General features: G+C 40.4%; 14 protein-coding genes. 11 read left to right on the forward strand and 3 right to left on the reverse strand.

The window, feature by feature from the left end; all coding sequences use genetic code 11:
- Positions 1-104 precede the first annotated feature (104 nt).
- The 5 genes from addB to CD039_RS02300 all read left to right on the forward strand — a co-directional run bounded on the left by addB (position 105) and on the right by CD039_RS02300 (position 10,439).
- The gene (addB, locus tag CD039_RS02280; protein ID WP_103370953.1) at positions 105-3,566 is read left to right on the forward strand and encodes a helicase-exonuclease AddAB subunit AddB; all 3,462 of its coding nucleotides are present in this window, start codon (positions 105-107) and stop codon (positions 3,564-3,566) included.
- Positions 3,563-7,231: a helicase-exonuclease AddAB subunit AddA gene (gene addA, locus CD039_RS02285; RefSeq protein ID WP_103370954.1), complete on the forward strand. Its 3,669-nt coding sequence runs from the start codon at positions 3,563-3,565 to the stop codon at positions 7,229-7,231. Before addB ends, addA begins: the two co-directional genes overlap by 4 nt.
- A 241-nt stretch (positions 7,232-7,472) precedes the next feature.
- Positions 7,473-8,387: a fumarylacetoacetate hydrolase family protein gene (locus CD039_RS02290; RefSeq protein WP_103370955.1), complete on the forward strand. Its 915-nt coding sequence runs from the start codon at positions 7,473-7,475 to the stop codon at positions 8,385-8,387.
- Positions 8,388-8,533: 146 nt separating this feature from the next.
- Entirely contained in the window at positions 8,534-8,926 is a 393-nt protein-coding gene (locus CD039_RS02295) for a YisL family protein (RefSeq protein WP_103370956.1), read from the forward strand.
- Positions 8,927-9,140: 214 nt separating this feature from the next.
- Positions 9,141-10,439, forward strand: a complete 1,299-nt coding sequence (locus CD039_RS02300) for an NtaA/DmoA family FMN-dependent monooxygenase (RefSeq protein ID WP_103370957.1) — start codon at positions 9,141-9,143, stop codon at positions 10,437-10,439.
- Positions 10,440-10,752: 313 nt separating this feature from the next.
- Here CD039_RS02300 and CD039_RS02305 read toward each other — a convergent pair whose 3' ends face one another.
- Both CD039_RS02305 and CD039_RS02310 read right to left on the reverse strand, forming a co-directional pair.
- Positions 10,753-12,075, reverse strand: a complete 1,323-nt coding sequence (locus tag CD039_RS02305; protein ID WP_103370958.1) for a CoA-disulfide reductase — start codon at positions 12,073-12,075, stop codon at positions 10,753-10,755.
- A gap of 18 nt (positions 12,076-12,093) precedes the next feature.
- A complete protein-coding gene (locus CD039_RS02310; RefSeq protein ID WP_103370959.1) occupies positions 12,094-12,933 on the reverse strand; it encodes a Cof-type HAD-IIB family hydrolase in 840 nt (279 codons plus the stop codon).
- 158 nt (positions 12,934-13,091) lie between these two features.
- Between CD039_RS02310 and CD039_RS02315 the strand changes: the two genes are divergently transcribed.
- From CD039_RS02315 to CD039_RS02325, 3 genes are all read left to right on the forward strand, one after another.
- Entirely contained in the window at positions 13,092-13,400 is a 309-nt protein-coding gene (locus CD039_RS02315) for a metal-sulfur cluster assembly factor (protein WP_002472252.1), read from the forward strand.
- 353 nt (positions 13,401-13,753) lie between these two features.
- On the forward strand, positions 13,754-16,366 hold the full coding sequence (gene clpB / locus CD039_RS02320) for an ATP-dependent chaperone ClpB (RefSeq protein WP_103370960.1): 2,613 nt from the start codon (positions 13,754-13,756) through the stop codon (positions 16,364-16,366).
- Positions 16,367-16,780: 414 nt separating this feature from the next.
- Positions 16,781-18,271: an aldehyde dehydrogenase family protein gene (locus CD039_RS02325; RefSeq protein WP_415640372.1), complete on the forward strand. Its 1,491-nt coding sequence runs from the start codon at positions 16,781-16,783 to the stop codon at positions 18,269-18,271.
- A 181-nt stretch (positions 18,272-18,452) separates the two neighbouring features.
- Here the strand turns inward: CD039_RS02325 and CD039_RS02330 are convergent, their stop codons facing one another.
- On the reverse strand, positions 18,453-18,647 hold the full coding sequence (locus CD039_RS02330) for a YjzD family protein (RefSeq protein WP_103370962.1): 195 nt from the start codon (positions 18,645-18,647) through the stop codon (positions 18,453-18,455).
- 401 nt (positions 18,648-19,048) lie between these two features.
- On the opposite strand from CD039_RS02330, the gene CD039_RS02335 reads away from it, so the two are divergent.
- The 3 genes from CD039_RS02335 (at position 19,049) to CD039_RS02345 (ending at position 22,627) form a co-directional block, all read left to right on the forward strand.
- Positions 19,049-19,990 carry a beta-ketoacyl-ACP synthase III gene (locus CD039_RS02335; protein WP_103370963.1) on the forward strand — a complete coding sequence of 314 codons (942 nt, stop codon included), beginning with the start codon at positions 19,049-19,051 and terminating at the stop codon, positions 19,988-19,990.
- Between the two features lie 12 nt (positions 19,991-20,002).
- Positions 20,003-21,247 (forward strand): beta-ketoacyl-ACP synthase II, encoded by a 1,245-nt coding sequence (fabF, locus tag CD039_RS02340; RefSeq protein ID WP_103370964.1) that lies wholly within the window; start codon positions 20,003-20,005, stop codon positions 21,245-21,247.
- A 147-nt stretch (positions 21,248-21,394) separates the two neighbouring features.
- Positions 21,395-22,627 carry an MFS transporter gene (locus CD039_RS02345; protein ID WP_103370965.1) on the forward strand — a complete coding sequence of 411 codons (1,233 nt, stop codon included), beginning with the start codon at positions 21,395-21,397 and terminating at the stop codon, positions 22,625-22,627.
- Positions 22,628-22,702: the final 75 nt, after the last annotated feature.

Raw genomic sequence — 22,702 nt, forward strand, 5'->3', positions numbered from 1 at the left:
TTGAGTGCGTAACTTGCTAAATTCACGATATCTTCTCTTTACGTAAAAAATTTTTCTACGCTGCTCCTATGCGTGTTAAACTATCTTGTGAAGGAGTGTTTTTTATGTTTTTGGATGTGTTATACGGCAAGGCGGGCACAGGTAAATCTTATGCGATGCTAGAAGAAATTAAAGAGAAAATGCGTGAGAATCCATTGGGAGACCCTATTATTCTCATTGCACCTACACAGAATACGTTCCAGCTTGAACAAGCGTTTGTGAATGATTCAGATCTTCGGGGAAGTCTGCGTACAGAAGTACTTCACTTTGAACGCTTGAGTCATCGTGTGTTTCAAGAAGTAGGTGGACTGAACGAAGAACAATTATCTAAAGCAGCGACAGAAATGATGATTTATGACATTTTGCATCAGGAGAAATCTGAGTTGCAATTATATGGTTCTCAAATTGACTATTATGGCTTTAGTGAAAAGCTTTACGAACAAATTCAAGATTTTAAAAAATATGCAGTGAGCCCAGAGCAATTAACAGAACTCATTGCCACGCATCCTATGCAAACACGCATGAAACATAAACTACACGATATTGCTCATATTTATCAACGGCTAGAAGACCGTATTCAAGGCAATTATGTTTCTACTGAAGATACGTTGCAGCGCTTTATTGAAATGATGCCACAATCGGACTGGTTGTCACGTGCTGAAATTTACATAGATGGTTTCCACAACTTCTCTACACTAGAGTATCAAATCATCCGTGGACTGGCGCAGAACTGTAAACGTGTGAGTGTCTTGCTGACGACGGATGGCGACAAAGACACGTTTAGTCTGTTCAGAAAGCCTTCAGAAGTGTTAACGCATCTTGAAGATATCGCGCACGATTTAGGTACGACGTTACACAAGCGTCAGTTTAACCAACAACAGCGTTTTCTCACTGAAGAATTAAGTCATCTTGAGCGTCAATTTGACGCCTTACAACCCTCAACCGTGAATGCGCAAGGCAATATCCGCATTCTTGAATCTTCTTCTATGCGCGAAGAAGTGAACGAGGTCGCGCGTCAAATTATTAAAGATAATCGCGAGCACGGACGTCGTTATCAAGATGTAGCGATACTTTACCGTGACGAGAGTTACGCCTACCTCTTAGAGTCGATTCTGCCACAGTATGACATTCCGTATCATATCGATGTGAAATGTTCGATGACCCATCATCCCGTGATGGAAATGTTCCGTTCACTCATCGAAGTCGTGCAGACCAACTGGAACTTTGAGCCGCTTATGCGTTTATTTAAGACGGGTGTCCTTACTCGAAATACGAAGGACGACCACTATCTCATTGATTTATTGGAGAATTTCGTTCTTGAACGTGGTATTTACGGTCAACGCTGGGTGGATGACCGTTACTTTACCATTGAGCAGTTTAGTAAAATGGGTCTAAAACACCATAAATTAACTGAAGAAGACCGTGAAACCTTTGAAAAGGTAGTCCAACTCAAATCCTATGTCATGGATCATGTGCTGCAGCTTGAACGTAACTTGAAAGATGCGACAACAGCTGTGGAGTACGCGACGGCATTCTATGAAACGATAGAAGACTTTGGTTTGCCGAACCAACTCATGACAGAGCGTGATGAATACGAATTGGATGGCGAAACGCAAAAAGCGGAAGAAATTGACCAAATCTGGCAAGGATTTATCCAAACGCTTGATGACTTAGTGCGTGTATTTGATACGTCCTCAATGACAAAGAAACGTTTCTTAGAACTCTTAGATATCGGTTTAGATCAACTCGAATTCGTCATGATTCCCCAGACATTAGATCAGGTTAGTATCGGTACGATGGATTTAGCGAAAGTAGACAACAAAGCACATGTTTATTTAATCGGTGTCAATGATGGTAGTTTGCCTCAATCGGTAAATTCTTCGAGTCTCATTACAGATGATGAGAAACGACTTTTTGAGGAAAATGCAAATATTGAACTCAGCCCGACGTCAGACATTTTACAAATGGATGAAGCGTTTGTCTGCTATATCGCAATGACGCGTGCACGCCAACAACTCACGATGTCCTACAGTTTGATGGGCAATAGCGGGGATGAGAAAGAACCAAGTCCATATCTTGCGCAAATTCAAGCATTATTCAATCAACTGCCGACGACAAATATCCATCATTACCATCAACGTGAGCCACTTGCGTTAATGCAGCATCCACATCAAACGAAGACGGCTTTATTCGAATCTCTACAAGCATGGCTCAACGAAGAAATTGTCGCGGACACATGGCTGGATACGTACCAAGTGTTGAGGGACGATTCTGAGCTCAATGACGGACTCAATTACTTACTGTCAGCGTTAACTTACAATAACGAAACGGTGCAGTTATCTAACCAGCTTTCTAAAAAGCTTTATGGTAAGACGATGAATGCCAGTGTGTCACGCTTTGAAGGATATCAGAACTGTCCATTTAAGCACTATGCGTCTCACGGATTGCGTTTAAACGAACGTACGAAATATAAATTGGAGAACTTTGATTTAGGAGATATCTTCCACCAAGTCTTGCGTTATATTTCAGAACGCTTGAATGGTGATTTTACCAATTTACAACCGAATCAAATTCACCAATTAACTGTAGAGGCACTGAATGAAATCCTGCCAGAAGTGCAATTCAACGTGTTAAATTCTACAGCCTACTATCGTTATCTGTCACAACGTATCGGAACGATCGTAGAAAGTACCTTGAAAGCATTGAAGTACCAAGGCGAGCACTCCAAGTTTGTGCCACAACGCTTTGAAGCAGGATTTAGACGTAAGCCGCGCAACAACAATGAACTTGAGGCAACACCACTACAGACACGACAAGGTATTCCGATCAATATTCGTGGCCAAATCGACCGTATTGATACGTACCAGAAAGAGGATAAAAGTTACGTCAACGTCGTCGATTATAAATCTTCGAAGACGAGTGGTACGTTAGACTTAACGAAAGTGTATTATGGTCTGCAAATGCAAATGATGACGTACATGGATGTCGTGCTACAGAACAAGATGCGCTTAGGACTCACTGAAATGACGAAACCAGGCGGATTGTTGTATTTCCACGTCCATCAACCGCGTCCGTCATATCAATTAAATGAGTTACTACAAAAGGACTTTGGTCAAGAGTTCTTAGGCGCTTACCGTTTAAATGGCTTGCTTAACGATGATGAAGAGGTGCTCGATGCATTTGACACACGTTTCGAACCCCAATTCAAATCAGATATCGTGCCTTTGAGAGCTAAAAAAGACGGCGCGTTACATTATTCTAGTAAAGTTGCGAATGAAGAGACGATTTATAAATTCTTGCAGCATAATCGTCAGAACTTTATCGATATCGCTTCTGATATTATGGATGGCCATACGGAAGTGGCACCGCTTCGTTACGACGACAAATTACCTTGTGAATTCTGCAATTATCGTGCCGTGTGTCACGTCGATAGTTTGATCGATAGTAAACATTATCGCAGTGTGGATGAAACGATTGATCCACTTCAAGCAATTCAAGATGAGAAGTTAGAAGGTGAAGATAGATGAGAAGTGTAATTCCTGACAAACCTCATGACGTTCAATGGACCGACCAACAATGGAAGAGTATTTATGCGAAAGATCAAGATATTCTCGTGGCTGCAGCTGCAGGTTCAGGGAAGACGGCGGTACTCGTCGAACGTATTATTCAACGCATCTTACGTGACGAAATCGATGTCGACCGTCTTCTCGTCGTGACCTTTACTAATGCGAGTGCGAGAGAGATGAAGCAACGTGTTGAAGCGCGCATTCAAGAAGCATCGATTGCTGACCCTTCTAACGCTCACTTGAAAGCCCAACGTGTGAAGATTCATCAAGCACAAATTTCAACGTTACACAGTTTTTGCCTGAAGCTTATTCAGCAACATTATGATGTGCTGGATATTGATCCGAACTTCAGAACAAGTAGCGAAGCAGAGAACATCCTGTTACTCGAACAAACGATAGACGAGGTCTTAGAACGACATTATGAGAAGTTGGACCCAGCGTTTATCGAGCTTGCCGAACATCTCGCATCTGACCGTAGCGATGATCAATTACGCCAAATTGTGAAACAACTGTACTTCTTTAGTGTGGCTAATCCTACGCCATTTGCTTGGTTACATCAGCTTGATCAGGCCTACCAAGATGACCAGCGAATTGAAACGATGCTAGGGACGATGAAGACGTTCGTAAAAGTGTTCTTACAGGCTGGTAAAGAAGCGTTAGAGAAAAGTCATGAACTCTTCTCTATGGCGGTGGATACTGAGAAGCAAATTGCGACGGTAGAAGCAGAGCTCAAATTCCTAAATAAAGCATTAGAAGGCGGCCAAGTGCATCCTGATGTTATTACTGAACATGAACTGCCTAAACGCTTTCCAACACTTACTAAAAAGATTAAAGAAGCCAATGATGGTATGGAGGAAATGTTAGCGGACGGAAAGGCGCAATATGAGGCGTATAAAAAGCAACTGACAAAAGTGAAAGAAGAATATCTTTCTCGCTCAGTTGAAGATTTAACACAAGACATGCAGCGCTTAGCGCCTCGTGTGCGTTATTTGGCCCAAGTCGCTGAAGATGTCATCGAGCGTTTTAACAAGAAAAAACGTGAACGTAACATTCTTGATTTCTCAGACTACGAGCACTTTGCCTTACAAATTCTGACGAAAGCAGACGGTCGTCCATCAGCGGTAGCAGAAGCCTATCGTGATCAATTTGCGGAAATTCTCGTGGATGAGTACCAAGATACGAACCGCGTGCAAGAGACGATTCTACAAAGTATCAAACAAGGCGACGAAGCAGACGGCAACTTGTTTATGGTAGGGGACGTAAAGCAATCTATCTATAAATTCAGACAAGCGGATCCTGGATTGTTTATCGATAAATACAATCGTTTTACCACTGAAGGTGACGGCACAGGACTACGCATTGATCTGTCTCAAAACTTCCGTTCTCGTAAAGAAGTGCTTTCGACGACGAACTATCTCTTTAAACATATGATGGATGAAGCGGTCGGTGAAATTGAATATGATGATGCCGCGCAACTCTACTACGGTGCGCCATTTGACGAACGTGAGCATCCACTGCAGTTAAACATGCTTGTGAAAGACGAGGATTCTGAACTCACTGCGAGTGAACAGGAAGCGGAGTATATTGCACAACAAGTGGAATATATCATGGAACACAAAGAGGTTTATGACATGAAGACGGGAACCTATCGTAAACCTGAATATAAGGATATCGTTATTCTTGAGCGTAGTTATGGTCAGGCGAACACGTTACAACAAGTGTTTAAAGACCATGATATTCCGTTCTTCGTGAACAGTAAGCAAGGGTACTTTGCACAAACGGAAGTCCAACTCATACTCTCTTTCTTGCGAACAGTGGACAATCCGCTTCAAGACATTTATCTCGTCGGCTTGATGCGTTCTGTGATTTATCAATTTACAGAAGATGAGCTATCCGAAATTCGTGTTGTGAGTCCGAATGATGATTATTTCTATCAATCCATCAAACAATATCAACAATCTGACGACGCTGATTCAGATCTCGTTGATAAGTTGAAACATTTCCTTGCTGACATTGCACATTATCAAGATTACAGTCAATCGCATCCGGTGTATCAGCTTATCGACAAATTCTACAACTATCATTATGTCATTCAGTACTTCAGTGGTTTAGTTGGCGGTAATGGACGACGTGCGAATCTCCATGGACTGTTCAACAAAGCGATAGAGTTCGAGAATTCTAGCTTTAGAGGCTTGTATCAATTTATCCGTTTTATCGATGAATTGATTGAACGTGGAAAAGACTTCGGTGAGGAACAAGTCGTAGGTCCTAACGACGATGTTGTACGCATGATGACGATTCACAGCAGTAAAGGTCTGGAATTTCCATTTGTGATTTATGGTAACCTTAGCGTTCGATTCCAACGCAATGATTTAAATAAAGCTGTGATCCTTAACCAAGAATACGGTTTAGGCATGAAATATTTCGATATGGAGGATTATATCGCTTATCCTTCTCTCGCCTCATTAACTTATCGTGCAATTGCCGAGAAAGAAATGATTTCTGAAGAAATGCGGTTAATCTATGTAGCTTTAACGCGTGCGAAAGAACAGCTTTTCCTCATTGGTCGAGTAAAGGAAGATAAAGAATTAGAGAACATGGCGAAACAAACGGTGTCAGGTACACACTTACCTGTCAGCGATCGTTTGACTGCGCAATCGCCAATACAACTGATTTATCCAATATTAGCCAAACATCAATTACCTGAACTTCCTAGAAATTTACGTTTCGAAGATCACATTGATGATTTGCCTGACGCAATGCATCCTTATGTGACAGTGAATACGACTTATTACGTTGATATTGCTACGGAAAGTGATGTTCATACTTCAGAACAACGTACGGTTGAAGACATTGAAGCACTCAATAGTGGAGATGATGAGTTGAAGTCTCAAATTCATCGCCAATTGAGTTATCATTATCCATATCAAGCGGATATTGAGAAACCTTCCAAGCAATCGGTGTCAGAGTTGAAGCGTCAATTAGAGACAGAACAAGCAGATACCAACTATGACCGTGTGAGACAGTATCAGATTGGTTACGCTTCGTACGAGCGGCCGGCTTTTATGCATGAACAAAAACGCCGTAAAGCCAATGAGAAAGGGACGCTAATGCATACCGTCATGCAACATTTGCCGTTCCGTCCTGAAGGTTTGACTGAGGACGAACTTGACGCCTATGTCGATACGTTGATAGATAAAAATATTATCGAAGACGATGCGAAACGAGATATCAGCTATGAAGATATTATGAAATTTATTCAAAGTGATATTTATCAAGATATTGCACATAGCGAGAAAGTGTATCGAGAATTGCCGTTTGTAGTGAATCAAGCAAGTGTCGATCACATCGATGTTGATAAAGAAGATGTGTCCATTATTCAAGGTATGATTGACTTAATCTATATCAAAGATGGCTGTTACTACTTCCTAGACTACAAGACCGATACCTTTAACCGTCGTAGAGGGATGACAGATGAGGAAATAGGGCAACAGTTACGTGAGCGCTATCGCGTGCAAATGCAGTATTATAAAGATACACTCGAAACGATTCTAGATACTAAAGTGAAAGGATATCTTTACTTCTTTAAATTCGAGACACTTTCAATTGATGAAAGTGAAGATTAAGGTCCTTTTAGTAAAATGATAGAGAAACTCGACCTATCATGTAAATGACTTCAAGCACGCCATTATCGTAATCATTTACGGATAATGCGTGCTTTTTCACATTTAAAAGGTAAATTAATCTATAACGCAAACTTGACTTGCGAACAACAATATTTAGAAAATTATGATACTCAGATATTTGTGATTTCTCACAACATTTAGTTATAATGTGATTAAGATTAAGGTGAGGAGCTGATGATGAATGAAATTCCTATCATTCAGATACGAAGGAGAAACATCTTACGGAGTGAAAGTAAAGCGTGAAGAAGCAGCGTGGGATTTAAAGAAAGTCTTCGCTGATTTCGCTCAAGAATCGGACTTTCACCCTAAAACATTATTACAAGGCTTACAACATAATCAATCAGTAGATTTTCAAGAAGCAGTACGTAAAGCGGTAGTCGCTGCTGAAGAAAGTGGAAATGGTGAGGCATACAAAGTTCAATTTAACGATATTGAGTTTCTACCACCAGTCACTCCAACAAACAATGTGATTGCGTTCGGTCGTAACTATCAAGAACATGCAGACGAGTTGAATCATGAAGTACAACGTCTGTACGTCTTCACTAAAGCGGCGTCATCACTCACAGGTGATAACACAACAATCCCAAATCACAAAGATATTACGGATCAACTCGATTACGAAGGTGAGCTTGGCGTTGTCATTGGTAAGGCCGGTGAGAAGATTCCTAAAGGCTTAGCTTTAGACTACGTTTATGGATATACAATTATTAACGATATTACAGACCGTAAAGCGCAGAAAGCTCATGATCAAGCTTTCCTTTCTAAAAGTTTAACAGGTGGATGCCCAATGGGTCCTTATATCGTCACGAAAGATGAATTACCTGAACCTGATAATGTAAATATCGTAACGAAAGTGAATAATGATATTCGTCAAGATGGTAATACGAGCCAAATGATTTTAAATATTGATGAATTAATCGAAGAAATTTCTAAATATGTGGCGTTACATCCAGGGGATATTATTGCGACAGGTACGCCAGCAGGTGTAGGTGCAGGTATGGAACCACCACAATTCTTACAACCTGGCGATGAAGTGAAGATTACGATTGACAATATCGGAACTTTAACGAACTTTATTGCAGATAGTGAAGAATAAGAAGATATGATTATTGATGAGCGAGTTGCTTCCGAGTGACTTGCTCTTTTTATTTCGTATTCGCGTAGCATCTTTAATTCGCATTATAATAGGGTATCTATTATAATAGCACATGGTAAATATTACATTAGTGTGGGGGTATATTCGTGTTACACATTCATATTACAAGTTGGGTACTCGCAATTATTTTATTCTTTGCGACATACTTCAACTTTTCCGCTAGAGAAGGTGCGACGCCATTCTTCAAGATTGCGCACATTCTGTTACGTATCTTTATGGTTTTAGTACTCATTTCTGGTTTCTGGTCATTAATTCAAGAGATGACAGCTAACGATGGTGGCGGTCACTTGTTACTTACAATCAAGATGCTTTGCGGCATCGTAGTTATTGCTTTAATGGAAGTGACAATTGCTAAACGTAAGAAAGGTGAAGCGAGCCATGGTCTGCTATGGTGGACAATTATCATGATCATTATCACGATGATTCTTGGTGTAATCCTCCCATGGGGTCCAATTTCTTCACTCTTTGGCATTCATTAAGAAGCGGTTAGTATCTTGCCGATGCTTGTCGATGATTAACTTAACGATGAGCGTCGGTTTTTTTATTGTGCTTGTTAGATGTCGCAGGGTAAAAGTAGTCCGTGTTTTGTTATTGATAACATTTCTAAAAGTTTACCTTTCATATATTAATTTTACTAAAAGAGTTTGCTATACTCATGTTAAATATCAAACTATTGTGAAAGGAGTCAATCGCATGTCAGAAATGCATTTAACGGTGCTCTATTATAGTACAGGATTACACCCTGCATCTTGGCGTTTATCTGATTCTCATATCGACGAAGTGGGAGATATTGATTTTCAAGTTAAAATTGCTCAGTTAGCTGAAAAAGGTAAATTAGATGCTTTCTTTTTAGGCGATGGTCAATACATTTCTGGAGAAGAAACAGGACATATTTCTTATTACTTTGAACCTATAACCGCATTATCAGTACTATCGCGAGAAACGAAATACATAGGTTTGATTTCAACCATTTCATCAACATTTTATGAACCTTATCTTGCAGCACGGATGTTATCTAGCTTACAGCAGCTTTCTCACGGACGAATTGGTGCTAATATTGTGACTTCTCAGTTTGATGCGGAAGCTCAGAATTTTTCAATGGACCACTTACCGCCTCTCGAACAACGCTATGCACGTGCTGACGAATTTATAACAGTGATGAAGCAACTTTGGGATTCCTTTACAACTGAGGCAATTATCAATGATAGGGAAAAGGGCGAGGGGCTCGATAGTCAGTATATACGGCCGATTCAACATGAGGGCAAGCACTTTCAAGTTAATGGTGCGTTAAATATCCCTACGAGTCGATTCGAACGGCCATTGCTATTCCAAGCAGGTACTTCTTTACCGGGGCGAGCTCTAGCAGCCAAACATGTAGAAGCCATCTTCTCTATTGCTTGGAATCAACAAGATGCGCAAGATTTTAGAGCAGATATTCATCGTCGTGCAGACACGGAACATCGGCGTCCTCCGTTAGTGTTACCTGGGATGACTGTGTACGTGGATGAAACTTACGAACGAGCAGCTCAATTGAAAGCACAACTTGATGATTTTATACCTTTGGCTAAGCGTAAAGCACAATTACGTAAAGCGATAGGATGCGATATAGATAATTGGGAGTTAGATGCGCGTGTGCCTGAACTTCCAGCGTACTCAGAGTTAACGCATAAAGTGGCGCGTTCTTTATATGAGGCGATTAAAAGAGCGTGTGAGGAGGAACAATTAACATTAAGACAGTTACTAGATCGTTTTGGTACGTGGGTAGGTCACAAGACAATCGTGGGGACACCGGAACAGGTCGCCCAAGAAATGATTGAGTGGTATGAAAACGAGGCTTGTGACGGCTTTATGCTTATGCCACCGACCTATCCTGAGTCGTTTGAAAAGTTCGTCGATTTAGTTATCCCTATTCTTCAAGAACGAGGTTATTTCAGAACAGAATATTCAGAGCATACTTTAAAAGGTCATCTAAAAAGAGAGAAATTAGACTGAATGGAAGAGCGCATCTTAAATCAAGTACAAATTAAATGTGCGAAATCCTCATCTATACGTCTACATAAAAAGCACGATGTCGTCATCTTTTAGACATCGTGCTTTTCGTAATAGTTAATCGAGTTAGAAACACCTCATCTATGATTTTCCAATCTGCATTATCAATATCATACTTCTATTGAGAAAGTGAGAGTGATTCTATTAATGCAATTACGCAGTAGCTGTCTGTTCTTGAGGTAGCTCGCATCCCTTCAAAACTAAACATTTTTGCTGGGGTGAGACTCCGTAAACATTTTGATATCTATCTTATTCTCTATTTATTTCTTGCTTTATATCCAATCATATTAATCGCATCTTTTGGACTACTATAAGGTGGCGCATAAGCCACTTCAAAGTCAGTAAGTTCATCTACAGTAAGTTGATTTTGCATGGCCATAGATAAGACATCAATCCTTTTATCTGCACCGTCTTTACCCACTGCAGCAGCTCGAATGATCTTGCGTGAGTCGTTCTCAAAATATACACGAAGATGCAAACGTTCATTTCCTGGGAAATAGCCTGCGTGTTGATTCTGTTTCGTTTCAACCATCGTATAATTAAAGTGCTCGAGCTCTTGAGGTTTCACACCTACACTAGCGAAGGTATAATCAAAGAATTTCACGATATTCGCACCTAAGAATCCAGGAAACGCTACGTTACTATCACCAGCAAGTTGTTCAGCAATAATACTTGCACCGCGGTGAGCACCCCAAGCTAAAGGTACATGTGCAGGAAGGTCTACGTGACGATAGCGTTGTGTAATTAAATCACCCAAAGCGTATACTTCTGGTACAGTGGTTTCAAAACGGGCGTTGACCGGCAAGTAACCTTTATCATCGAGTTGGAGACCAGAATCTTTAAGAAATTCAGAGTTAGGTTTCACGCCCACACCCTCGATAATTAAATCATAGTCCTCTTGTTTACCCGATTTGAAAGTAACAGTATGACCATCCACGCCGGTCATTTCTTCATTTAATCTATAGGAAATACCACGCTTTTCTAATTCATCTATAATAGGTGCATTCATGTCTTGGTCCATCAATTTATTAATCTCTTCAGAACGATGGATTAACGTCGGCTCGATACCACGATGATACAAATTCTCCAGAATCTCTAAACTTATATATCCAGCACCGATTACGAGCGCACGCTGCACTTGATGTTCACGAATGTACTGATCAATCGCATCTGTATCTTCCATATTACGTAGCGTGAAGATCATGTCACTTTCGACATCTAGACGATTAGCGCGACAACCAGGGCTAAGTATCAATGTGTCATAGCTTTCTTCAAACGTTTCATTACTTTCTCGGTTATACACCGTTACGGTCATCGTTTCCGTATTGACCGCCGTTACTTCATGATAAGGTTTCACAGTAATTTTCTTTTTATCGTAAAATGCCTCAGGTGTGGCTTCTAATATTTGATCTCTGTCTTGAACCACGCCACCAATATAATAAGGAAGGCCACAGTTGGCGAAACTCATATCACGATCTTTTTCAAAAATTACAATCTCACTTTCTGAGTCTAAACGACGAATTTGGCTACCTACTGTCGCACCGCCAGCTACAGCACCTACGATTACAATCTTACGCATTACTTGTCATGTCCTTTCTTACTTATCTGCATTATAAGGGATATTTAAATTGAAAAAGTCATTTAAATAACGACCGATACCATCATCGTTATTCGAATAAGTCTCTTCATCCGCAATCATCTTAATCTCATCTAAACCATTCGCCATCGCTATACCATGTGTCGCATATTTCAACATTTCACTATCATTGTCTTCGTCACCGAAAGCGATGATATGGTCACGGTCGATATCAACGTACTGACGTGCGTAGTCAATACCCCCAGCTTTATTAATACCCTTTCTCACAATCTCAATAACTGGGAATGGGGCGCCCCAACGACGATGTTCAATATTCTCAGCATAGAAGTGGTTCAACATATCTTTAATCTGAGGAATTTGAGCTTCAGGACTTTCAACCAATAAAGAGGTTGGTGCTTCAGTTAAGTTCTCGAGTAGATTACCGATTTCAATATTCGGGTTACCCATAGAGAAACCTTCGAATAGTGTTTCGTCGTAATTGTCGATATACACGTGATCGCGTACTTCTGCGACTAAATTTGAGACATTATACTTCTTCAGTGAATGAATCATTTCGTGAGCGACATCTAAATCTAGCTCATCGTGAATCATCTCGAATGCGGTATCATCAGGGTGGTGGACATAAGCCCCATTGAAATTGACGATCGGTGTATGCATATTGAGTTCATGATAGTAGATATCACAAGCACGGTAAGGTCGACCTGTAGCAATCATTAAATGATGACCTTGTTCTTGCAAAGTGAGCAATACTTGTTTAGTATAAGGTGAAATTTCCTTCTCATCGTTGAGTAGTGTACCATCTAGGTCTAAACAAATAAGATAGGGGTTCGTTGTCTTCATTATTACTTGCTCCTTATCAGTAATTTCAACTGCGCAATTCATAGTCAGAAACTATTACTCGTACGCGCAATATTGCATTAACATCATAGCATTTTATTGGCGTTTTGTAAGATATTTGATATATTGTGTATATCATTAAATTCTGAGAGGTGAGACGAATGGATGAAGCATTGAAAGACAGTATACTGAATGCGTTAGAAATGGTTATTGACCCTGAGTTAGGGATTGATATCGTTAACTTAGGTTTAGTATATAAAGTTGATGTCGATGACGATGGTCTCTGTACTGTCGAAATGACGCTAACATCTATGGGTTGTCCGCTTGGACCGCAGATTGTTAACCAAGTGAAGACCGTATTAGCAGATATTCCAGAAATTCAAGATACAGAGGTTAATATTGTTTGGGATCCACCTTGGGACAAAGAAATGATGTCTCGCTATGCGAAGATTGCGTTAGGTATTGGATAATCCAACCAGAACTAGCAATGGCTGATTATTTAGGAGCTGTTGTTAGTTCTTTTTTATGTGGTTTGATGTTTTGATTTTTATATTTTAGGTAAAAGGTTTAAAGTGAAATGAGCTCGAATGATGAGCGTCATTATCCGTTTTGCAAGGGGATTAAAAAAGTTTAACTAATTTTGACCTTTAGGGTTGAATTATCTTAAAAGGCGTCGTATAATATAGTTAAGGTCAAAGAAAGTCAAAGTCAAAACAACTTCTTTGATCAAATCGAATAGTAATTTTATCTAAAATGAAGCTTAAGGCCTGCTTTCAATCAAGCTGAAAAAGTGAGAGAAAGCGGTCGTATAGAGGTGAATAATTTGGATATCAATCAAATGACTTACAAAGTCCAAGAAGCATTACAAAAAGCAATTGGACTCTCTCAAGAATATGAAAATCAAAATATTGAAATTGAAGCCATTTTAAAAGCAGCAGTAGAAGCGGACGAAAGTCTCTACAGAAGTGTGTTAGAACGTGCAGACATCGACATCGATGCACTCGCGCAACAGTATGAGAAGAAATTACAAAGTTATCCATCAGTACAAGGAGATAATGTCCAATACGGACAATATATAAGTCCTAAGGCGAATGAACTCATCAATAAAGCTGAACAATACATGAAGCAGTACGAAGATGAGTTTATCTCAATGGAACATCTCCTCCTAGCAGCGATGGATATTGATGATACAACGCAACAAGCAACACAATATAAGAAAGAAGTTATTGAAGAGATAATTAAGAAAGTTAGAGGGGGAAATCATGTGACGACACAAAATCCTGAAGTAAACTATGAAGCATTAGAGAAATATGGTCGTGACTTAGTCGAAGAAGTACGACAAGGTAACATGGATCCAGTCATCGGCCGTGACGAAGAAATACGTAATGCGATACGTATTCTCAGCAGAAAGACAAAGAATAACCCAGTTCTGATCGGTGAACCTGGGGTAGGTAAGACAGCCATCGTTGAAGGGTTAGCGCAACGTATCGTGAAGAAAGACGTGCCTGAATCACTCTTAGATAAAACGATCTTCGAACTCGATTTAAGTGCACTCGTCGCTGGTGCGAAATATCGCGGTGAGTTTGAAGAACGCTTGAAAGCTGTATTAAAAGAAGTGAAAGAATCAGACGGTCGCATCATCTTATTTATCGACGAAATTCACATGCTCGTTGGTGCTGGTAAGACAGAAGGTTCAATGGATGCCGGCAACATGTTGAAACCGATGTTAGCGCGCGGTGAATTGCACTGTATCGGTGCGACTACGCTTAACGAGTATCGTGAAAATATCGAGAAAGACTCTGCGCTTGAACGTCGTTTCCAAAAAGTACAAGTCAGCGAACCAGATGTAGAAGATACCATTTCTATCTTACGTGGTTTGAAAGAACGCTACGAAGTGTACCATGGTGTTCGTATTCAAGACCGTGCCTTAGTCGCTGCAGCAGAATTGTCTGACCGCTATATCACAGATCGTTTCTTACCAGACAAAGCGATTGATTTAGTTGACCAAGCATGTGCGACGATTCGTACAGAAATGGGTTCTAACCCAACTGAGTTAGACCAAGTTAACCGTCGTGTTATGCAATTAGAAATCGAAGAAAGTGCCTTGAAGAATGAGTCAGATAATGCTAGTCAACAACGTTTGAAAGAACTTCAAGAAGAGCTTTCAAATGAAAAAGAAAAACAATCTGAAATTCAATCTCGTGTAGAACAAGAAAAAGAAAAAATCACGAAACTTCAAGAAAAACGTGCTGAATTAGATGAAAGCCGTAAAGAACTTGAAGATGCTGAAAATAACTACAATCTTGAAAAAGCAGCTGAATTACAACACGGACGTATTCCACAATTAGAGAAAGAATTACGTGAAATGGAAGACGCTTTCCAAGATGAACAAAGCGGCGACACTGATCGCATTATTCGTGAAGTCGTTTCCGATGAAGAAATCGGTGACATCGTAAGTTCTTGGACAGGTATTCCAGTATCTAAATTAGTTGAAAGCGAACGTGAGAAATTATTAGGATTATCTGATATTCTTCACGAACGTGTTGTAGGTCAAGATAAAGCAGTAGACCTTGTTTCTGACGCTGTCGTCAGAGCACGTGCAGGTATCAAAGATCCTAACCGACCAATCGGTAGCTTCCTCTTCCTAGGTCCAACAGGGGTAGGTAAGACGGAACTCGCGAAATCACTCGCTTCAACATTATTTGATTCAGAAAAACACATGATTCGTATCGACATGAGTGAGTACATGGAGAAACACTCTGTTTCACGTCTCATCGGTGCCCCTCCAGGCTACGTAGGCCATGACGAAGGGGGTCAATTAACTGAGTCCGTTCGTCGTAACCCTTACTCAGTCATCCTGCTCGACGAAATCGAGAAAGCTCATACAGACGTGTTCAACGTGTTACTTCAAATTCTCGATGAAGGTCGTTTAACTGACTCACAAGGTCGTAGCGTGGACTTCAAGAACACGATTATCATCATGACTAGTAATATTGGTTCACAAATTTTACTTGAAAACGTGAAAGATTCTGGTGTAATTACAGAGGATACTGAAAAAGCGGTAATGGATAGCTTGAACGCTTACTTCAAACCAGAAATTCTAAACCGTATGGACGATATCGTCTTATTCAAACCATTATCTGAAGAAGACATGAGTCACATTGTTGATAAAATTATCGCTCAATTGAACATCAGATTGATGGATCAACGCTTAAGTATCGATGTTTCAGATAAAGCGAAACAATGGTTGGGTTCAGAAGCATACGAACCGCAATTCGGTGCACGTCCATTGAAACGATTCGTACAACGTCAAATTGAAACACCATTAGCACGTCGTATGATTCGTGAGAACCTTCCAGAAGGTACACATGTGAATGTTGATCTCACAGATGACGGCTTAACATTTGATGTAGAGAAACCAGAAACTGCTGAGTAAGCGGTGTAGAAGAGTGTGAAAGTTAACCGCACTCTGCCATGATAAATTAAATAAACTCCTAAAATGCATGAAGAAGTCGACTTGGAAGCGCAATGCTTTCATTGGACGACTTCTTTTTTGCGTTTGAAGTGAAAGGGGTATAGGTGAAGTGGGAGCTTCGTAATAGGGCAGGTGTAATTAGAGATTAAAATAGAATATATCATTTATGGGGAAATAATGAAGAGAATGCTGTTACTTTAGTGGGTGTGCTCAAGAAATCTTTATAATTACCGAAAATTAGTAATTTGAGCTTCTTACTTTTAAAAATAGCGGAAATAGGGAATGTATCATAATAGATATTCCAAAAGCACTAACGACTTATATAGATAATGTCACATCACGCAAAGTCCGAAATAGAGATAGAGGAGGTCTATTATGGCTGTAAATGTGAAAGACTATTTAGACGAACAATATGGTTTATTTATCAATAACGAATTTCAATCTAGTGAATCAGGTGACACTTTAGAGGTGACGAACCCATCTAATGGCGAAGTCCTATCTAAGATTGCGAAAGCATCTAAGTCTGATGTAGATAAAGCAGTCGAAGCGGCTACACAAGCCTTCGATTCTTGGAGCAAGACGTCTAAAGACGAAAGAGCGAACTATTTACTCGAAATTAGTCGCCGAATCGAAGACAAGATGGAACATTTCGCAACGATTGAATCTTTACAGAACGGTAAACCTTATCGTGAAACAAGCGGATTCGACTTACCATTCGTTGCGCAACACTTCAAATACTTTGCGAGTGTACTTCAAACTGACGAAGGTACAGTTAACGACTTGAACGAAGACCACATGAGTATCGTGCGCCATGAACCGATTGGTGTAGTAGGTGCCGTAGTTGCATGGAACTTCCCATTGTTACTCGCTTCTTGGAAACTTGGTCCAGCATTAGCGGCAGGTAACACAGTTGTGATTCAACCTTCATCTTCAACACCGTTATCACTTATTGAATTAGCGAAGATCTTCCAAGATGTGCTACCTAAAGGTGTAGTGAATGTTGTGACTGGTAAAGGTTCTGAATCTGGTCAAGCTATCTTTGATCACGAAGGCGTACACAAGTTGTCATTCACTGGTTCTACAGACGTAGGTTACAAAGTCGCTCAAGCCGGCGCAGATCGTATCGTGCCAGCTACACTTGAGTTAGGTGGTAAAAGTGCCAACATCGTCTTTGATGATGCGAACCTTGAACAAACAATCGAAGGCATTCAAATTGGTATTTTACTCAACCAAGGTGAAGTTTGCAGTGCCGGATCAAGATTACTACTTCAATCTAGTGTATATGACAAAGTGATGGATCGCTTGAAAGACGCGTTCGAAAGCATCAAAGTGGGCGACCCATTCGACGAAGATGTACTCATGGGTAGTCAAACAGGTCAAGAACAAATCGAGAAGATTGAGTCTTATGTGAAATACGCAGAAGAAGCAGACGACGCACGTATCATCACTGGCGGTAAACGTATCACTGACAATGGTATGGATAAAGGCTACTTCTTTGAACCAACTATCATCGAAGTGGACGACAACAATAATAAATTGGCGCAAGAAGAAATCTTTGGTCCAGTCTTAACAGTGATTAAATTCGAAGACGAAGAAGAAGCTGTGAAGATTGCGAACGACTCTGAATACGGCTTAGCAGGTGGTATCTTTACTACAAATATCAACCGTGCGTTAAACGTTGCTAAAGCAATGCGTACAGGCCGTGTATGGATTAACACTTACAACCAAGTTCCTGCAGGTGCACCATTCGGCGGTTATAAAAAATTAGGTATTGGTCGCGAAACATATAAAGAAGCGATTAAGAACTATCAACAAGTTAAAAACATCTTTATTGATACAAGTAATGAGAAAAACGGCTTGTATTAATTAGGTCGTAGTTTTTATAGCTATGTGCTGCATTAAGATGGAAAAAGCTCGGTGGCGTTGTGCCATCGAGCTTTTTCTTGGGATAAGGACTTTTCGCTATGCCACCAAGAGTAATACTAGACGAGAATTTGATATCAAAAAAAGAACCAACTGAATCAGCTGGTTCTCAATCAAATAGAGATTATCGTTCTTCTTGGTATGATTTGTGTGTAGGTTTGATAATTGCTGTAAATATCATTACAAAGATTGTAAATACTACTGCTACGATGATAGGTAGAATCCAGTTAACAGAAGAACCGCCATCGAGACTTGTAAGTACGAAGCCTACCATTTCAAGCAAGAGTATTGACCAAATGAGTACCATAATGTACTTCATGGCTATGCCTCCTATCGTTCCAATATTTCATGTCATAACTTGTATGATAATTAAGATTATAATTAATGATGTCATTGTTTAAAATGTCATGGTGAGATGACTTATGTATAGATTTAATGACACTATCCATTCAGATTCAATTATATAGAAGATAAAGCGTTTTGTATAGAGCGGAATCTAAAGTGTTGTGACATATGCGTGTCCTTCCAGTAGACATCGAGATTTAAATGATCACATCTACTTTTAACTAGGAAGGTCTTATCAATTGTCATCCCTATAGAGATAACTTATAATTTAGTGAACATATGACTGTCGTACGAATATTTGTAATTGTACTTGTGAGAAAGACTATGTTAGATTAAGACCTGGTACCAAAAATTAGAATAAGTAGGTGTACAACCATGAATGTGGGTATTAAGGGATTTGGTGCGTATGCGCCGAGTAAAGTAATTGATAATGCTTATTTCGAGTCATTTTTAGACACATCAGACGAATGGATCTCAAAGATGACTGGAATTAAGGAACGCCGCTGGGCCGCTGATGACGAAGATACATCAGATATGGCTTATGAAGCGAGCGTGAAAGCAATTGAAGATGCAGGAATTCAAGCGGAAGATATAGATATGATTATGGTAGCAACGTCCACAGGAGACTATCCTTTCCCAACTGTGGCGAATATGCTTCAAGAACGTCTTGGCACGAAGAAAGTCGCGACAATGGATCAGTTAGCGGCATGTAGTGGCTTTATGTATGCGATGATCAATGCGAAACAGTTTATTCAATCTGGCGACTACCACAATATTCTTGTCGTGGGTGCGGATAAGTTGTCTAAAATTACAGACTTGAGTGACCGCTCAACAGCAGTGCTCTTCGGCGATGGTGCAGGCGCCGCTGTGATTGGAGAAGTATCAGAAGGACATGGTATTCTAAGCTATGAGTTAGGTTCTGATGGTAGCGGCGGTAAATATCTTTACCAAGACCAAGAGACACATAAGATTGTGATGAACGGACGTGAAGTCTTTAAATTCGCTGTACGCATTATGGGTGAAGCGTCTACGAAAGCGGTAGAGAAAGCAGGATTGACTGCGGACGATATCGATATGTTCGTGCCGCATCAAGCGAATATTCGAATTATGGAATCTGCGCGTTTACGCTTAGGCATTCCAGAAGAGAAGATGAGTGTTTCAGTGGATCAATTTGGTAATACTTCAGCCGCATCTATTCCATTGAGTATTGCACAAGAGTTAGAGAACGGAAAGATTCAAGATGGCGATACCCTAGTCCTTGTCGGATTTGGTGGCAGTTTAACTTGGGGCGCTATCACTTTAAAATGGGGTAAATAGGAGGATAAACATATGAGTAATAAGCATCGAGTGGTAATAACAGGCGTAGGTGCACTTTCGCCGATTGGTAATGACGCACAGACAACTTGGAAGAATGCTTTAGAAGGTGTGAATGGAATTGATACAATTACACGTATTGATACTTCCAAGTATAACGTGAGCTTAGCAGGTGAACTCAAAGATTTTAACATCGAAGACCATATCCCACGTAAAGAAGCGCGCCGTATGGATCGCTTTACACAATATGCGGTGGTTGCTGCTAGAGAAGCGGTGAAAGATGCGAAATTAGAAGTCACTGACGATAATGCTGAGCGTATCGGTACATGGATTGGCTCAGGCATCGGTGGCATGGAAACATTTGAGGTGGCACATAATCAATTGAATGAACGTGGACCTAGACGTGTCAGTCCGTTCTTCGTGCCGATGTTGATTCCTGATATGGCAACAGGTCAAGTGTCTATCGATTTAGGATTAAAGGGGCCGAACGGTTCAACAGTCACAGCTTGTGCGACAGGTACTAACTCTATCGGTGATGCGTTCAAGATTATTCAACGCGGAGATGCCGATGCGATGGTTGCAGGTGGTACTGAAGCGCCGATTACACATATGGCGGTAGCAGGATTTAGTGCGAGCCGTGCATTGTCTACAAACGATGATAAAGAGACGGCATGTCGTCCATTCCAAGAAGGCCGTGACGGTTTCGTCATGGGTGAAGGTGCAGGTATCGTCGTACTCGAATCTCTAGAGTCAGCGCAAGCACGTGGAGCTGAAATCTACGCAGAAATCGTAGGTTATGGTTCTACAGGTGATGCACATCATATAACTGCTCCAGCTCCAGAAGGTGAGGGCGGTGCACGTGCCATGCAACTCGCTCTAGATGATGCAGGTGTTACGGCAGATCAAGTTCAATACTTAAACGCGCACGGTACAAGTACACCTGTAGGCGATTTAACAGAAGTTCAAGCGATTAAGAATACCTTTGGCGACGCAGCGAAATCGTTGAAGATTAGTTCAACGAAATCGATGACAGGTCACTTGCTCGGTGGTACAGGTGGTTTAGAAGCCATCTTCTCAGCTCTATCCATTCGTGATGGTCGTGTAGCTCCTACCATCCATGCAGATAGTCCTGATCCAGAGTGTGACTTAGACTTTACGCCTAACAAAGCAGCTGACTTAGATATTAACTATGCGATGAGTAATAGTTTAGGTTTCGGTGGCCACAACGCAGTGTTATTATTTAAAAAGTTTGAAGGATAATTTTTAGTATAGAATTTCCCCTGGCTCTTTAGCTGGGGGACTTTTACGTTGTTAGGAAACTTTCTTCGAGATGGTAAAAGGGGTGTTGTAATTATCTTAAATATTAGGTAAGGTATTTAAAAGTCAGAAAATTAGGAGAAAAAGGCGATGGGAAAATTTTTTACTCTTTCGGCCACGTTAAAAAGTCGAATTATCGGTGACTTTTTACTGAGCACGACGATGAATGCAATTATGCCGTTTATCGCTCTATACTTAACTTCTAAGATTAATGCTATCTTTGCCGGTGTCTTCTTTATCGTAAATATTCTAGTGAATATCGTGATTTCTTTCATTGGTGGTTATCTCGGTGACCATTACAATCGCAAGAAACTGATTCATCTGATCTATTTGCTCTACAGTGTCTGTTTAATCATATTAGCACTGACGGTAACATTGGACGGGATTGGGCTCGTCATCTTTTGCGTAACGCTTTTTATCTTTAGCAATCTCACTGGGATAGGTGAAACTATTCTGAATGCGGCAATTATGGATGCGATTTACGAGGACGTACGTGAATATGTCTATCAACTGAATTACTGGGTCTATAATGCCAGTTTAGCGCTTGGTATGTTGTTTGGTGCAGCGCTATATCATCACCATAAACATTTATTGTTTGGCTTGTTCTTTGCAGCTATGCTCGTGAGTTGGTATTTATTTATTAAATACTACCACGTTGAGCAAGTGATGAGCCAAAGAGCTGAGGATTTAGGAAAAGTGAAGCATTTCTTGCAGAATTTAATGCTTGTCTTTAAGGATAAATATTACATGTTACTTAACAGTGGCTTTATCTTGACTATGATGGCTGAACTGAGTTTGAATTCTTATATTATTGTTCGTTTGAAGAATGAATTTCAGACGATACATTTATGGGGGATTCCAATTGATGGTGTGCGCATTTTTACGATTATCATGATTATTAATGCAATTGTTGTCGTAACGATGACATTCAAAGTCAATCAGTGGATGACGTCAATGCGAAAGCGTCACGCATTTATCGTGGGGATTCTGTTATATGCAGTAGGATATGGATTGCTCACAATGTCTAATTCGTTCTGGGTGCTCTGTCTCGTTATAGTCATTGCAACGATTGGTGAGCTCATTTATTCACCGATTCATAACGCACAACGCTTTCTGATGATACCTGAGGACAAACGAGGTACATATTCAGCGATGGAGACGATATGCTTTTTCGGATCTGAAATTCTCGCGCGCTTTGGGTTAATACTCGGAGCAATCTTATTATCATGGCAAATGTCAATTTACGTTGTCATCTTGATTCTTATAGGCGGTGCACTGATGTATATTGCCCTGTTTAAAAATCCACATATTCCAAGTCAATAAAGCTTGCATCAGGATTATATTTTTGAGAGTGGACTATACTAAGCGATCCACTCTCATTTTACATAGTTTCATAAA

This window comes from Staphylococcus argensis (assembly GCF_002902305.1).
In the GTDB taxonomy this organism is placed as follows: domain Bacteria; phylum Bacillota; class Bacilli; order Staphylococcales; family Staphylococcaceae; genus Staphylococcus; species Staphylococcus argensis.